This is a genomic window from Serinicoccus sediminis (assembly GCF_004153545.1).
GTDB lineage: Bacteria > Actinomycetota > Actinomycetes > Actinomycetales > Dermatophilaceae > Ornithinicoccus > Ornithinicoccus sediminis_A.
Genome location: NZ_SDVA01000006.1, coordinates 66,009 through 80,676 on the forward strand (window position 1 = coordinate 66,009; position 14,668 = coordinate 80,676).

A 14,668-nucleotide genomic window follows, 5' to 3' on the forward strand; every position below is an offset into this window, starting at 1 on the left:
GTCGCCTCATACCTGGTCCATCGTGATCTGCTCGAGATCCGTCGTGCCGTCGGCCGCGGACTCGACCTCGGCCCACTCCCGGGGTAAAGCCACCTGAGGGCGTTCCCGGGCGCGCAGGGACCACGGGCAGATGGTGGTCTTGGCGGCATTGTTCTGGCTCCAGTCCAGAAAGATCTTTCCGGGCCGCAGCGACTTGCTCATCCGTGCGGTCACCAGGTCCGGGTGGTCCTCCGCGAGCTTCTCGGCCAATGCCTTGGTCACCGCGCTCACCTCGTCCGCGCCGCGGGTGCCCTCCAGCCCGGCGTACAGCTGCATGCCCTTGGACCCGCTGGTCACCGGGCGTGACTCCAGGCCGACGGCGTCCAGCCGTTCCCGCACCAGGAGGGCCACCCGCGCGCACTCGTGCAGGCCCGCACCGGGACCCGGGTCGAGGTCGACGACGAGACGGTCGGGGGGCAGGGCGGTGCCGTCCTCGTCGACCCGCCACTGCGGCACGTGCAGCTCCAGGCTGCCGAGGTTGACGAGGTAGACGAGCACGGCCAGGTCGGTCACCAGGGGGAAGGTGAGGTGGGTGTGCCCGCGCGACGAGCCGGGGGTGGGCAGCGTGACCCGGGGCAGCCAGTCCGGCGCCCCGGAGGGCAGGTTCTTCTCGAAGAAGTGCGCGCCCCTCACGCCCTCCGGCCACCGGATGCGGGTGACCGGGCGGTCGCGCAGCTCGGGCAGGATGTGCGCCTCGTGGGTGACGTAGTAGGTGAGCACCTCGCCCTTGGTGGTGCCGGTGGAGGGGTAGAGCACCTTGTCGAGGTTGCTCACCCGCAGCGTGCGGCCGGCCACGCTCACCTGCTGGCTGCTCACCGGGGACCCTCGCCGGGGACGGCCAGGTCGGCGGGGTCCAGGTCGGGCCGCACCCCCTGGAAGGACGGCTGACGCAGCCGGTCGGCCGGACCGTCGGCGCCGAGGGCCGCGACATCGACGACCACCTGCGGTCGCAGCCACGTGGAGCCGCGCGCCTCGACGGGCGGGATCGGCGCGTCGAAGGGGTAGCCCCCGGCGGGCACCTCGGCCAGCAGGCGCTGCAGCTGCTCACCCGCCCGCCCGGCCAGCCCGCTGCCGACCCGGCCGCGGTAGCGCAGCCGCAGCGACCCGTCGGCGGCGCGCTGCGGCATACCGTCCGGGCCGCGGAGCGGGAGACCGACGTGCACCGCACCCATCCGTCCGGGGCGCCCGGTCTCCGGGCGCCACCCGCCGACCACCACGGACACCCGCGCGCGGTGCGGGAACTTCACCCAGTCGGCGCTGCGCCGCCCCGGGTGGTATGCCGCGTCCCGCCGCTTGCTGACCACCCCCTCCAGGTGCTGCTCCCGGGTCGCGGCGAGCAGCATCGCCCCGTCGTCGTAGGTGGGGGAGAGCTGGACCCCGGGCACGTCGTCCAGGAGCTGCTCCAGCGCCTGGCGGCGCGCCGTCCAGGGCAGCGCGGTGAGGTCGAGGCCGTCGAGGCGCAGCAGGTCGAAGGCGACGTAGGTGGCCGGCCGGGCCGCCGCCAGGCGCTCCGCCGCGGCACCGCGGCCCACGTGGACCCGCTCGACGACGTGGCTGAACGACGGGCGCCCGTCGACCAGGCACACGGCCTCGCCGTCCAGCAGCAGGTCGTCGGCGACCTCGCCCAGGCCGGCCAGCTCGGGGAAGGCGTGCGCGATGTCGCGCTCGCCGCGGGTCAGCAGCCGCAGCCGACCCTCGCTGACGTCGGCCAGCAGCCGGATGCCGTCCCACTTGATCTCGTGCACCCACGCCGGGCCCGTCGGGGGCCGGGCCGGGAGGTCTCCCGGGGTGGCGAGCATGGGGCGCATGGGTCCATCCTGGGGGGCGTGAGAGCGATCTGGAAGGGTGCCGTCTCGTTCGGGCTGGTCAACGTGCCCGTGCGGCTGTACTCCGCGACGGAGAACCACGACCTCAGCTTCCACCAGGTGCGCCGCAGCGACGGCAGCCGCATCCGCTACAAGCGGGTGGCGCAGGCGGACGGCGAGGAGGTGGCCTACAAGGACATCGCCAAGGCCTACGAGACCGACGACGGCAAGACGGTCGTGCTCACCGAGGAGGACCTCGCGAGCCTGCCCAACCGGAGCAGCAAGGAGATCTCCGTCGAGCAGTTCGTGCCGCGCGAGCAGATCGACCCGATCCTCTACGACAAGGCCTACTACCTGGAGCCGGACGCCATGGGGGCCAAGGCCTACGGGCTGCTGCGGGAGGCCCTGCGCGAGTCCGACCGGGTCGCCGTGGTGACCGTGTCGGTCCGCAGCCGGATGACCATGGCGGTGCTGCGGGTGCGCGAGGACGACGCGGCGATCGTGCTGCAGACGCTGCTCTGGCCGGACGAGATCCGGGCCTCCGACCAGCTCGACCACCTCGACGAGGTGAGCGAGCCCAAGAAGGACGAGGTCGCGATGGCCCGCATGCTCGTCGACTCCATGTCCGGGGACTTCGAGCCGGAGGGTCACGTCGACGACTTCAAGGAGGCCGTCGACGCGCTGGTGGAGAAGAAGATCAGCGGCGGAGAGGTCACCGAGAGCCCGGACGAGGAGGACGAGGCCGACAGCGGCGAGGTGGTCGACCTGCTGGCGGCGCTGCAGCGCTCGGTGGACCGGGCCAAGAAGGGCCGCGGCGAGGGCTCCGGGAAGGACGCGGACGAGGACGACGGCGGGTCCTCGAAGGGCTCGGGCGGGACGTCGAAGAAGTCCTCCGCACGGTCCTCCACGAAGTCCTCGTCGAAGAAGTCCTCGACCAAGGAGGCCGCCTCCAAGAAGGCGGGCTGAGCCGAGCTGCGAGGGGCCGTGGCCACACGGCATACCCCCGTGCCGTCGGACGGGCAGCACGGGCCCACGTCCCGCACGATGCGACCGGTATGCCGCGGGGCGCCCGTCGGCCCGTACGCCGAGCAGAGGCGGCCCCCACGGCTTTTGCGCCGGGGGCGAACACGGAACATCGATGGTGGATGAGGACGTTGACCCGGACCAGACGCACGTAGAGTGGGTGGCAGCCCACAGTGGAGGAGAAGAGCATGTTCGAACGGTTCACAGACCGGGCTCGACGTGTGGTGGTGCTCGCGCAGGAAGAGGCGCGCATGCTCAACCACAACTACATCGGCACCGAGCACCTGCTGCTGGGCCTGATCCACGAGGGTGAGGGCGTGGCCGCCAAGGCGCTGGAGTCGCTGGACATCTCGCTGGACGCCGTGCGCCAGCAGGTGCAGGAGATCATCGGTCAGGGCCAGCAGAGCCCGACCGGCCACATCCCGTTCACCCCCCGGGCCAAGAAGGTCCTCGAGCTCTCGCTGCGCGAGGGCCTGCAGCTGGGGCACAACTACATCGGCACCGAGCACCTGCTGCTCGGCCTCATCCGCGAGGGCGAGGGCGTCGCGGCCCAGGTCCTCGTCAAGCTGGGCGCCGACCTCAACCGGGTGCGCCAGCAGGTCATCACGCTGCTCTCGGGCTACCAGGGCAAGGAGTCCGCCACCGCGGGCGTCGGCGCCGGCAGCCAGCAGGAGGGCCAGCAGTCCGGCTCCCTCGTGCTCGACCAGTTCGGCCGCAACCTCACCCAGGCCGCCCGCGAGGGCAAGCTCGACCCGGTCATCGGCCGGGAGAACGAGATCGAGCGGGTCATGCAGGTGCTCTCCCGCCGGACCAAGAACAACCCGGTCCTCATCGGCGAGCCCGGCGTCGGCAAGACCGCCGTCGTCGAGGGCCTGGCCCAGGACATCGTCCGCGGCGACGTGCCGGAGACGCTGAAGGAGAAGCAGCTCTACACGCTGGACCTCGGTGCCCTGGTCGCCGGCTCGCGCTACCGCGGTGACTTCGAGGAGCGCCTCAAGAAGGTCCTCAAGGAGATCCGCACCCGCGGCGACATCATCCTGTTCATCGACGAGATCCACACCCTCGTCGGGGCGGGTGCCGCCGAGGGCGCCATCGACGCCGCCAGCATCCTCAAGCCGATGCTGGCCCGCGGCGAGCTGCAGACCATCGGTGCGACGACGCTGGACGAGTACCGCAAGCACATCGAGAAGGACGCCGCCCTCGAGCGCCGGTTCCAGCCGATCCAGGTGGCCGAGCCCACGCTCAAGCACGCCATCGAGATCCTCAAGGGCCTGCGCGACCGCTACGAGGCGCACCACCGGGTCACCATCACCGACGGCGCCCTGGTCGGGGCCGCCACCATGGCCGACCGCTACATCAACGACCGCTTCCTGCCGGACAAGGCGATCGACCTGATCGACGAGGCCGGGGCCCGGTTGCGCATCCGCCGGATGACCGCACCGCCGGACCTGCGCGAGTTCGACGACAAGATCGCGCACGCCAAGCGCGAGAAGGAGTCGGCCATCGACGGGCAGGACTTCGAGAAGGCGGCCCGGCTGCGCGACGAGGAGCACAAGCTCACCCAGGCGCGCGCCGAGCGGGAGAAGGAGTGGAAGAACGGTGACATGGACGTCGTCGCCGAGGTCGACGAGGAGCTGATCGCCGAGGTCCTCGCCGCCGCCACCGGGATCCCCGTCTTCAAGCTGAGCGAGGAGGAGTCCTCCCGCCTGCTCAACATGGAGGAGGAGCTGCACAAGCGGATCATCGGCATGAACGACGCCATCAAGGCGCTGTCGCAGGCCATCCGCCGCACCCGGGCCGGTCTGAAGGACCCGCGTCGCCCCGGCGGCTCGTTCATCTTCGCCGGGCCCACGGGCGTCGGCAAGACCGAGCTCGCCAAGACGCTGGCCGAGTTCCTCTTCGGTGACGAGGACAGCCTCATCACCCTGGACATGTCGGAGTACTCCGAGAAGCACACCGTCTCCCGGATGTTCGGCTCGCCTCCCGGCTACGTCGGCTACGAGGAGGGCGGCCAGCTCACCGAGAAGGTGCGGCGCAAGCCGTTCTCGGTCGTGCTCTTCGACGAGATCGAGAAGGCCCACCCGGACATCTTCAACAGCCTGCTGCAGATCCTGGAGGACGGTCGGCTGACCGACTCCCAGGGCCGGGTGGTCGACTTCAAGAACACCGTCATCATCATGACCACCAACCTGGGTACCCGGGACATCGCCAAGGGCGTCTCGCTCGGCTTCTCGGCCGGGCCGGACACCCAGAGCTCCTACGAGCGGATGAAGAACAAGGTCACGGACGAGCTCAAGCAGCACTTCCGTCCCGAGTTCCTCAACCGGGTGGACGACACCATCGTCTTCCCGCAGCTGAGCCAGGACGAGATCATCCAGATCGTGGACCTCATGGTCGCCCGCCTGGACGACCGCCTCAAGGACAAGGACATGGCGATCGAGCTCACGTCGGCCGCCAAGGAGCTGCTCGCCAAGCGGGGCTACGACCCCGTGCTGGGTGCGCGGCCGCTGCGCCGGGCGATCCAGCGCGAGATCGAGGACCAGCTCTCGGAGAAGATCCTCTTCGGCGAGCTCGGCACCGGCCAGATCGTCATCGTGGACGTGGAGGACACCGTCGGCGAGGGCAAGAACCGCGACAAGGTCTTCACCTTCCGCGGGCAGGAGAAGCCGTCGGAGGTGCCCGACACCGTCCCGGTGGAGGAGCAGGCCGGCTGAGGCACGCAGAGCACCGCTGAGGGCGGGGAAGGGCAGGTATGCCGTTCCCCGCCCTCAGTGCTGTCCGGGGCCTCCCGGGCAGGCGCGACGGGCCCGGGGCGGAGGCCACCACCCTCCTCCGCCCCGACACGCTCACAGCCGTCACTCGGCAGACCGCGTGTCACAACCGTCACGGGGCCGCAGAGACGCCCGTGAGACATGTGAAATCCGAGAAAACTGCTGGTCAGCGAACTACATGCGTGTGATATCCGGGGTGACCTGCGAAAACCCTGGGAGGGTGTGACGAACATCACGAGTTACATGCTTGTCATGCCCCCGACAAATGCACTCCTACCTGCGGGGGAGGGGTTGCGCGCTCCCACGGGGGTGGGTTTCACTGCTCTCGGCCCACTGCGGGCCGTCCCGCCCCAGCACCTCTCGTCCGGCCGCCGGACACGTCCCTGCCTGTCCCACCACACGTATGGATCACCGATGACCCTGAGCCCTCGTCGCCTGTCCCGCACCATGATCGCCGTCACCGCAGCGGCGGCGCCCGTGGTGACCCTGGCGCCTGCCGTGCAGGCCGCCCCGTCCACCCCGCAGCTCCCTCAGCAGCCCCTCCTGCCGAACGCTCCCACCACGCCGGTGACCACGCCGCGCATCCTGCCGACGCCGGCGCCGACGAGCACCGTCACCATGCGGGTGGACGCCGCCGCGGGGGTCAACGTCCGCAGCGGTCCGTCCACGTCCTACGGCGTCGTGGGGGGCTACCGGCAGGGCGCGCAGCTCACCGGCACGCTGACCTCCAACAACTGGCTCAAGATCGGCCAGAACCGCTTCGTCGCCGCCTGGAACCTCACGCGGGTCAGCGGTGGCGGCGGTGGCGGCGAGCAGCCGGACCCCGCCCCCAGCGGCGTGACCCAGTGGATGGAGGCCTCGATCGGCAACGTCCGCTCCGGGCCCGGCCTGGGCCACCCGGTGGTGACGACGATGCGCAAGGGCACCCGGGTGCAGGGTTCCTGGACCAGCAACGGCTGGCTGAACATCGGGGGTGGCAAGTACATCTCCGGCACGATCCTCACCGGCTCCGACCCCGGTGGTGGCGGTGGTGGCGGCTCGCAGCCGACCCCCTCGCCCACCCGGGTCACCCAGTGGATGGACGCGGCGATCGGCAACGTGCGCTCGGGCCCCGGCCTCGGTCACCCGGTGGTGACCACCATGCGGCAGGGCACGCAGGTCCAGGGCACGTGGACGAGCAACGGCTGGCTGGACATCGGGGGCGGCAAGTACATCTCCCGGACGATCCTCACCGGCAGCGACCCCGGTGGCGGTGGTGGCGAGCAGCCCGCCCCCTCGCCGTCGCAGGTGACCCGGTGGGTCAGCGCCTCGGCGGCCAACGTCCGCTCCGGGCCGTCCACGTCCTACTCCATCGTGGGCAGCAAGACACGGGGGACCCGGGTCACCGGCACCCTCACCGGCAACGGCTGGCTCAAGATGTCGGGCTCGCAGTACATGGCGGAGTCGGTCCTGACCGCGAGCGCCCCCGGGGGCGCGAGCCCCGGGCCCGCCCCGGCCCCGGCCCCGGCGCCCGCCCCGGCGCCCAGCCAGCTGCGCCAGCAGATCCTCACCACGGCGGCGAAGTACATCGGGACCCCCTACAAGTACGGCGGGAACACCCCGCAGGAGGGGTTCGACTGCTCCGGGTACACGAAGTACGTCTTCGCCGAGGTGGGCCTGACCATCCCCCGCACCGCGGCGATGCAGCAGGCGGCCACCACCCCGGTGAGCTCCCCGCAGCCGGGCGACCTCGTCTTCTTCGGCTCGCCCGCCTACCACGTGGGCATCTACGCCGGCGACGGCATGATGTACGACACCGGCCGGCCGGGCGTGCCCACGGCATACCGCGCGATCTTCAGCGGGGTGTCGGGGTACGGGCGGGTCAGCGGGGTCGGCTGACCTCCTCGGACGCCGGGTGGGCGGGGGCTCGTGACGTAGCATGCGCGGTATGCCCTCGGACGTCGCCGTGCCCTCGCCTGCCCCGGACCCGGCCTTCCAGCCCGTCTTCCTCGGCACCGACCCCGGCACCTACGGTCTGGCGCGGGCGCTGCACCAGCAGTACGGCGTCCGGACGACCCTGGTGTCGCGCGGCCAGACCGGCGCCATCGCGCACTCGCGCATCCTGCGTCCGGTGGAGGCCGGGCAGGACACCGGGCGCGCGGAGCTGCTGGCGACGTTGCTGGCCGAGGGCCGGTCGGCGCGGGAGCGCGAGCCGGACGTCCCGCTGCTCCTGGGCTGCAACTCCGACTCGCACACCGACCTGATCGCCCAGCACGCCGACCAGCTGGGTGAGGTCTTCGCCTTCCCGCGGATGTCGCCCGAGACCCTCGAGCAGATCGCCGACAAGCAGCAGTTCGGCCAGCTCTGCGAGCGGCTGGGGCTGCCCACGCCCCGGACCACCGTGGTGCGCTTCGGCGGCGCCGACGAGCCCGGGTGGGCCCCTGAGCCGATCGACATCAGCTACCCCGTCGTGGCCAAGCCCGCCAACAGCGCGCACTTCGAGAACCTCAGGTTCCCCGGGGCCCAGAAGGTCTGGTTCCTCCGGACCCCGCAGGAGTGGCAGGACCTGGTGGAGGTGCTGGTCGCCGGTGGCGTGCGCCAGGACTTCCTCGTGCAGGAGCACATCCCCGGCGACGACACCCACCAGCTGTCCATCGTCGGGTACGTCGACCGCACCGGACGGCTCACCGCGGTCGCGACCGCCCAGGTGCTGCTGGGGGAGCACGACCCCACGACCATCGGCAACCCCATCGCGATGATCACCACGCCGATGCCCGAGCTCATGGACGCCGCCGAACGGATCCTCGGCGCGGTGGACTACTGGGGCTTCGCCAACATCGACGCCAAGCGGGACCCCCGCACCGGGACGATCTACTACATGGAGGTCAACCCGCGGATGGGGCGCAACAGCTTCTACGCCACCGCCGCCGGCGCCGACCTGGCGGGGGCGATGGTGGACGACCTCGTCCTCGGGGTGCAGCGGGAGCCCGTCCGCGGCACCCGGGAGGTGCTCTACAGCATCGTCAGCCCCGCCGTCCTGCCCTACTACGTGCGGGACCGGGCCCTGCGCGGCCGCGTCCTGCGCGCGGCCCGCCGCGGCGTCGTCCACCCCCTGCTCTACGAACGCGGCAACTGGCGGCGGCGCGCCTACGTCATGGCGAACCGGCTCAACCACACCAAGAAGCTGGCGCGGTTCTACCCCCGCCCCTCGACGACCGGGTTCTGACCCGCCTCAGTAGAACGTCGCCCCGGGGCGGCCCCGGGACACGACGTTGGCGGTCACGCGATGACCGATCCGCTCCCACGCGGCATACCGGCGCGGTCGGAGCACGAGGTCGTAGGCACCGACGAAGTCGGTGACCTCCTTGCTGAAGCTGCGCTTGAACTCACCGATGCCGAAGTACGGGTCGTCCGGGTCGTCCACCCTGCTCGAGTGCGGCGTCCCGGCCATGTCGTAGGACGTGGCTCCCTGCGCCTGCGCCCACTGCATCGCCTCCCACTGCAGCGCGTGCGAGCCGCCACGGACCGGCCGCTCGCGCACGCTGGCCCCGTCGCGGTAGCACGCGACGTCACCGACGACGGTGACGAAGGCGCCGGCGACGTCCCGGCCCTCGTGCTGGGCGATGAACACGCGCCCCAGGCCGGCCTCGCAGAAGGTGCGCCACATGGCGACCTGGTACTCGTGCGAGCGCGGCGCGATGCCCTGGTCCTGCACGACCTCCATCCACAGGGCCCACATGCGCTCGTAGGTCGACTCCTCGAGCGGCGCCGCCTCGGTGACGACACCCTGCTTGAGACCGCGTCGGATGGTGTTGCGGGTCTTGGACGGCAGCCGCGCCATGAGTTCCTCCGGCGTCCCGCTGACGTCGACGAAGACGGTCGACCTGTTGGTCTGGATGCGTCCTGCGGGCAGCAGGCCGAGACGGTCCAGCGCGCCCAGCGTCTCCGGCGACTCGACCAGCTCGGGCTCGATCTTGACGAGGAAGACGCCGGCGTCGTGGGCCGCGGTGCGCAGCGACGGCAGCAGCGCGGCCAGGCCGGACACGGAGTCCACCCCGGGCCCCTTGGGGAGGTACCAGACCTTCCCGAACCCGGGGGCCCGGCGCTCGTGGACGGTGATGGGGAAGCCGTCGACGTCGGCATACCTCGGGGTCCACCCGACCATGCTCTTGACCTGCGCGAACTCCGGGGTCTGGAACATCGACGGTCGTCCCGGCGTCTGCAGCAGGCGCTCGCGCCACTGCTCGGCCGACTCATAGGTGTCCCAGCGCAGACTCATGGCGGCATCGTATCGACGGCCGCCGCCGCGCCCGGGCGGCGACCCGCCCGGCCCCTGCCCGGGCGGTCGGTGGCAGGACAGGCTGCAGGCCCGTCCGACGTGGCTAGGGTGGAGGCGTGCCCCTCCTGGACCTCACCGACGACGCCGCCGTCCAGCGGTATGCCGCGTTCGTCCGGGCCCACCCGCACCGGGCGCCGTCCCAGGACCCGTGCTGGGGTGTCCTCAAGGACGACTGGGCCCAGGAGGCGGTGTACCTCGAGGAGGACGGGCCCGACGGTCCCCGTATCGTCGCCGCGATGAGCCTGCTGGTGCGCCGGCTGCCCGGGGGGTTCTCGGTGCTCTACGCCCCGCGCGGACCGCTGGTGGACTGGGAACGGCCCGATCAGGTGCACCGGCTGCTGGCCGAGGCGCGGCCCCTGGTGGACCGGCACCGGGCGGTCATGACCAAGCTGGACCCCGAGGTCGCCTTCAGCCCCGGGCTGGACGCCTGGATGCGGGCCCAGCCGGGATGGGTGGTCAAGAATGTCGGGGCCGGCAAGGACGACCTGGTCCAGCCGCGCCACTGCATGGTCGTCCGTCTCACCGACGACGAGGGGCGCACGCTCGACGAGGACGCACTCCTGGCGAAGTACGACTCGGGCCTGCGCAACCGGGTCCGCAGCGGGCGTCGCAAGGGGGTCGTGGTGACCTACGGGGACGGGGAGGAGGACCTGCGGACGTTCCACGAGACCTACCGCTTCATGGCGCGCCGCAACGAGATCACCGCCCGCGACCTGGCGTACTTCCGGCGGATGCGGCAGGCCTTCGGGGAGCGGATGTGGGTGGCGCTCGCCCGCCACGAGGACGACGTGCTGGCGGCGTCGGTGACCATCGACTACCACGGCAAGCTCTACTACCTCTACGCCGGCTCCAACGACACCAAGCGCCGGCTGGGCCCGAACCAGGTGATGAACCACGAGCTCATGGTCCGCGGGCTCGGCGAGGGGGCGGAGTCCTACGACATGGGCGGGGTGTTCGCGCTCGACGACAGCGACGGCCTCTTCGTCTTCAAGCGGGCCTTCTGCAAGGGTGACGGCGGTGCCACCGCCTTCATCGGCGAGGTCGACGTGGTCCACCGGCCCTTCCTCTACCGGCTGCTCGCCGGGGCGGTCCCGCGTGCCCAGCACGCCCGACGTGCGCTCTCGGGCCGGCTGTCGCACGCGCGCACCTGGTGGGCGGCACGGCGCGCCCGCCGCTGACCGTTCGGCTCAGGTGCCGGGGAGGCGGAAGTGCCCGTCGGGCACCGGCTCCACCAGGCCCTCGGCGACCAGCGCGTCGAGGCACCGCTCGCGCTGCAGCTCCGCCGCCGCGAGCTCCTCGTCGGCGCCGCCCGGCCCGGGCCAGGCGTCCCTCAGCCGTTCGCCGGGCACCGGCGCCGCCGAGTCGCGCAGCACCTGCAGCAGGGTGCCGCGACACTGCCGGTCGGTGCCGGCCCAGGCCTGGCCCCGGCGGGGCGGGCCGGTGGGCGCGGGCGAGCCGGCGAGCCGCCAGGCGCACAGGTCGGCCACGGGGCAGTCGGCGCACCGCGGTGCGCGGGCCGTGCAGACCAGCGCTCCCAGCTCCATGACCGCCACGCTCCACGTGGCGGCCTCCTGGTCGTCCGCGGGCAGCAACCGGGTGGCGAGCGTGGTCTCCGCGCGGGTCAGGGTGGGCGGGGGCAGGGCGAGCCCGGTGACGACGCGGGCCTGCACCCGGCGGACGTTGGTGTCGACCACGGTGGAGCGGCGGCCGAAGGCGAACGCGGCGACCGCCGCGGCCGTGTAGTCGCCGACGCCCGGCAGGGTGCGCAGGACCCCCTCGTCGGCGGGCACGACACCGTCGTGCTCGTCGCGCAGCGCGGTCGCGGCGGCGTGCAGGCGCAGCGCGCGGCGCGGGTACCCCAGGCGCCCCCACGCACGCACCGCCGCGCCGGCCGGCTCGGCGGCGAGGGCCGACGGGGTGGGCCAGGTGGCCATCCACCGCTCCCACACCGGCAGGACCCGGGCGACGGGGGTCTGCTGGAGCATGACCTCGGAGACGAGCACCCCCCACGGCGAGCAGTCCGGGTCCCGCCACGGCAGGTCGCGCCGGTGCGCGGCATACCAGGGCAGCAGGCGCTCGTGCAGGGTCTCGGGGGCGGGCACGTCAGGAGTAGCGCTCGAGGATCGAGCTCTCCGCGAGCCGGGACAGGCCCTCGCGCACCGCGCGGGCCCGCGCCTCGCCGACGCCGTCCACCTGCATGAGGTCCTCGAGGCCCGCCGACAGCAGCTGCTGGAAGGTGCCGAAGTGGGCCACCAGGCGGTCCACGATGGCGCCGGGGAGCCGGGGTATGCGGTGCAGCAGCCGGTAACCCGACGGGCTGAGCTGCTGGTGGTCCATGCCGTCGCCGACGACGGTGATGCCCAGGCAGCGCGCCACGGCGGCGAGGTCCAGCAGCTCGGTGCTGTCCAGCGCCCCCAGCGCGGCCTGCACCTGCGCGGGGTCCCGGCCCCCGTCGGCCGCACCGATGTAGTCGCGGACGACGAGCGCCCGCTCGCGCTCCACCCCGCCGGTCATCTCCTCGAGCTGCAGGCCGATGAGCCGGCCGTCCACCCCCAGCTCGACGACGTACTGCTCGATCTCGGCGCTGATCCGGCGCACCATCTCCAGCCGCTGCAGGACCGAGGCCAGGTCGCGCACGGTGACGAGGTCCTCGATCTCGAGCGCGGACAGGGAGCCGCTGACCTCGTCGAGGCGGGCGCGGTAGCGCTCCAACGTCTGCAGCGCCTGGTTGGCCTGGGCCTGCAGCTGGCTGCGGTCCTCCAGCACGTGCCGGATGTCACCGACGTAGAGCGCGATGAGCGACATGGACTGGCTCACCGAGATGACGGGGTAGCCGGTCTGCTTGGCGGTGCGCTCGGCGGTGCGGTGCCGGGTCCCGCTCTCCTTCGTCTCGATGGTGCGGTCCGGGGCGAGCTGGGTGGCGGCGCGCACGATCCGGGTGCCGTCGCGGCTGAGCACGATGCCGCCGTCCATCTTCGCCAGCTCCCGCAGCCGGGTGGCGGAGAACTCGACGTCGAGCTCGAAACCGCCGGTGCTGATGGAGTCGACCGTCTTGTCGCTGCCGAGGACGATGAGCGCACCGGTCCGGCCGCGCAGGATGCGCTCGAGCCCGTCCCGCAGACCGGTGCCCGGGGCGACCGCGCCGAGGGTCGCGCGCAGCAGCGCCTCGTCGTTGCGCTCGGGCACGCCCGCCTCCCTCCTGCGCCGCAGCTGTCGGCACCGTCGTACCCGTCGGGCACTGGGCCGATCCTAGGCGGCGCCACCGGCCGCCCCGTCCAGCCGGGCAGATCTTTATGGATTCTTGACCAGCGACCCAGCCAGGCCGTCACGACCCGCGCTCGCCTGGGCGGCCGCGAGCACCAGGGCGACGGCGTCGCTGAGCGTCGCGACCTCGTGCACGCGCATCCCGGAGGGCGGCCGGCCCTCGCTGAGCGAGCCGACGGGGATGACGGCCTCGGTGAAACCGATGCGGGCCGCCTCCGCCAGTCGTCGGGGTGCGCCGGTGACCGGCCGCAGGTCCCCGGAGAGTCCCACCTCCCCGACGGCGATCGTGCTCACGGGCAGCGCCAGGTCGGCCTTGGCGCTGGTCAGCGCCAGGGCGAGGGCCAGGTCGGCCGCCGGTTCGGAGAGCCGGACCCCGCCGACGGTCGCGGCGTAGCAGTCGTCCTTGGCCAGGGGGACGCCGCCCCGCTGGCCCAGCACGGCCAGGACCATCGCCAGCCGGGAGGGGTCCAGCCCGCTGGTCGTCCGCCGCGCCGAGCCGGCGACCGCCTCGCTCACCAGCGCCTGGACCTCCGCCACGAGGGGGCGGCGCCCCTCCAGGGTGACGGTCACGCAGGTCCCGGGGACCGGCCGGTCGCGGCTGGACAGGAAGAGGCCGCTGGGGTCGGCCAGCCCGGTGATCCCGGAGTCGCCGAGGTCGAAGCAGCCGACCTCGTCGGTGGGGCCGAACCGGTTCTTGACCGCCCGGACGAGCCGCAGCCGGCTGTGCCGCTCGCCCTCGAAGGCGACGACGACGTCGACGAGGTGCTCCAGCACCCGCGGCCCGGCGATGCCGCCGTCCTTGGTGACGTGCCCGATGAGCACGGCGGCGGTGCCCCGGGTCTTGGCCGCCTGGATGAGGGCCGAGGCCACCTCGCGCACCTGCCCGACGTTGCCGGGTGCCCCCTCCACCTCGGCGCTGGCCACGGTCTGCACCGAGTCGACCACGAGCAGGTCCGGGTCGGTCTGCTCCAGCTGCCCCAGGATCGTCGCGAGGTCGGTCTCCGAGGCGAGGTAGAGCGTGTCCGCCACCGCGCCGATGCGCTCGGCCCGCAGCTTGACCTGCGCGGCGGACTCCTCCCCGGAGACGTAGAGGACGGACCGGCCCTCCCGGGCGGTGCGGGCGGCGACGTCCAGGGCCAGGGTGGACTTGCCGATCCCCGGCTCGCCCGCCATGAGCACGACGGCACCCGGCACGATGCCCCCGCCCAGCACCCGGTCGAACTCGTCGACCCCGGTCGTGCGGGCCTGCGCCGCGTCGGCGTCGACGGCCGCGATGGGCACGGCCGGCCGGGAGGGGCGCACGGCGCTGGTCCGGACCGTGCTCTGGCCGCCCGCTTCGGACACGGTGCCCCACGCCTGGCACTGCGGGCACCGCCCCGCCCACTTCACGCCCTGCCAGCCGCACTCCGTGCAGCGGTATGCCGTCCTGTTCGCCTTCGCCACGCCTT

The 14,668-nt window shown here is 72.6% G+C and carries 11 protein-coding genes; 5 read left to right on the forward strand and 6 right to left on the reverse strand.

Features of this window, described 5'->3' with window-relative positions; translation table 11 throughout:
- Positions 1–6: 6 nt before the first annotated feature.
- Both ligD (EUS26_RS07280) and ligD (EUS26_RS07285) read right to left on the reverse strand, forming a co-directional pair.
- On the reverse strand, positions 7–855 hold the full coding sequence (ligD, locus tag EUS26_RS07280; RefSeq protein WP_130012667.1) for a non-homologous end-joining DNA ligase: 849 nt from the start codon (positions 853–855) through the stop codon (positions 7–9).
- On the reverse strand, positions 852–1,847 hold the full coding sequence (gene ligD / locus EUS26_RS07285; RefSeq protein ID WP_130012669.1) for a non-homologous end-joining DNA ligase: 996 nt from the start codon (positions 1,845–1,847) through the stop codon (positions 852–854). The genes ligD (EUS26_RS07280) and ligD (EUS26_RS07285) overlap by 4 nt, the downstream gene beginning before the upstream one ends.
- 18 nt (positions 1,848–1,865) lie before the next feature.
- Between ligD (EUS26_RS07285) and ku the strand changes: the two genes are divergently transcribed.
- From ku to EUS26_RS07305, 4 genes are all read left to right on the forward strand, one after another.
- Complete coding sequence (ku, locus tag EUS26_RS07290; RefSeq protein ID WP_130012671.1) at positions 1,866–2,810, forward strand: non-homologous end joining protein Ku; 945 nt, start codon at positions 1,866–1,868, stop codon at positions 2,808–2,810.
- Between the two features lie 245 nt (positions 2,811–3,055).
- Positions 3,056–5,581 (forward strand): ATP-dependent Clp protease ATP-binding subunit, encoded by a 2,526-nt coding sequence (locus EUS26_RS07295; protein ID WP_130012673.1) that lies wholly within the window; start codon positions 3,056–3,058, stop codon positions 5,579–5,581.
- Between the two features lie 471 nt (positions 5,582–6,052).
- On the forward strand, positions 6,053–7,516 hold the full coding sequence (locus tag EUS26_RS17305; protein ID WP_130012675.1) for a C40 family peptidase: 1,464 nt from the start codon (positions 6,053–6,055) through the stop codon (positions 7,514–7,516).
- Positions 7,517–7,565: 49 nt separating this feature from the next.
- Positions 7,566–8,843: a carboxylate--amine ligase gene (locus EUS26_RS07305; protein WP_130012677.1), complete on the forward strand. Its 1,278-nt coding sequence runs from the start codon at positions 7,566–7,568 to the stop codon at positions 8,841–8,843.
- A gap of 6 nt (positions 8,844–8,849) precedes the next feature.
- On the opposite strand, the gene EUS26_RS07310 is transcribed toward EUS26_RS07305, so the two are convergent.
- Complete coding sequence (locus tag EUS26_RS07310) at positions 8,850–9,896, reverse strand: lipid II:glycine glycyltransferase FemX (RefSeq protein ID WP_130012679.1); 1,047 nt, start codon at positions 9,894–9,896, stop codon at positions 8,850–8,852.
- Positions 9,897–10,012: 116 nt separating this feature from the next.
- Between EUS26_RS07310 and EUS26_RS07315 the strand changes: the two genes are divergently transcribed.
- Positions 10,013–11,134 carry a lipid II:glycine glycyltransferase FemX gene (locus tag EUS26_RS07315; RefSeq protein ID WP_130012681.1) on the forward strand — a complete coding sequence of 374 codons (1,122 nt, stop codon included), beginning with the start codon at positions 10,013–10,015 and terminating at the stop codon, positions 11,132–11,134.
- Positions 11,135–11,143: 9 nt separating this feature from the next.
- Here EUS26_RS07315 and EUS26_RS07320 read toward each other — a convergent pair whose 3' ends face one another.
- The 3 genes from EUS26_RS07320 to radA form a co-directional block, all read right to left on the reverse strand.
- Positions 11,144–12,058 (reverse strand): A/G-specific adenine glycosylase, encoded by a 915-nt coding sequence (locus EUS26_RS07320; RefSeq protein ID WP_202865077.1) that lies wholly within the window; start codon positions 12,056–12,058, stop codon positions 11,144–11,146.
- A 1-nt stretch (position 12,059) separates the two neighbouring features.
- On the reverse strand, positions 12,060–13,142 hold the full coding sequence (gene disA / locus EUS26_RS07325) for a DNA integrity scanning diadenylate cyclase DisA (protein ID WP_130012683.1): 1,083 nt from the start codon (positions 13,140–13,142) through the stop codon (positions 12,060–12,062).
- Positions 13,143–13,247: 105 nt separating this feature from the next.
- A complete protein-coding gene (gene radA, locus EUS26_RS07330; protein ID WP_130012685.1) occupies positions 13,248–14,663 on the reverse strand; it encodes a DNA repair protein RadA in 1,416 nt (471 codons plus the stop codon).
- Positions 14,664–14,668 lie beyond the last annotated feature (5 nt).

What these genes read in the sequence shown, in the direction of transcription:
- EUS26_RS17305 (WP_130012675.1), top strand. Translation starts at nt 6,053, where the DNA reads ATGACCCTGAGCCCTCGTCGCCTGTCCCGCACCATGATCGCCGTCACC.
- ligD (WP_130012669.1), bottom strand. Translation starts at nt 1,847, where the DNA reads ATGCGCCCCATGCTCGCCACCCCGGGAGACCTCCCGGCCCGGCCCCCG.
- EUS26_RS07305 (WP_130012677.1), top strand. Translation starts at nt 7,566, where the DNA reads ATGCCCTCGGACGTCGCCGTGCCCTCGCCTGCCCCGGACCCGGCCTTC.
- EUS26_RS07295 (WP_130012673.1), top strand. Translation starts at nt 3,056, where the DNA reads ATGTTCGAACGGTTCACAGACCGGGCTCGACGTGTGGTGGTGCTCGCG.
- EUS26_RS07310 (WP_130012679.1), bottom strand. Translation starts at nt 9,896, where the DNA reads ATGAGTCTGCGCTGGGACACCTATGAGTCGGCCGAGCAGTGGCGCGAG.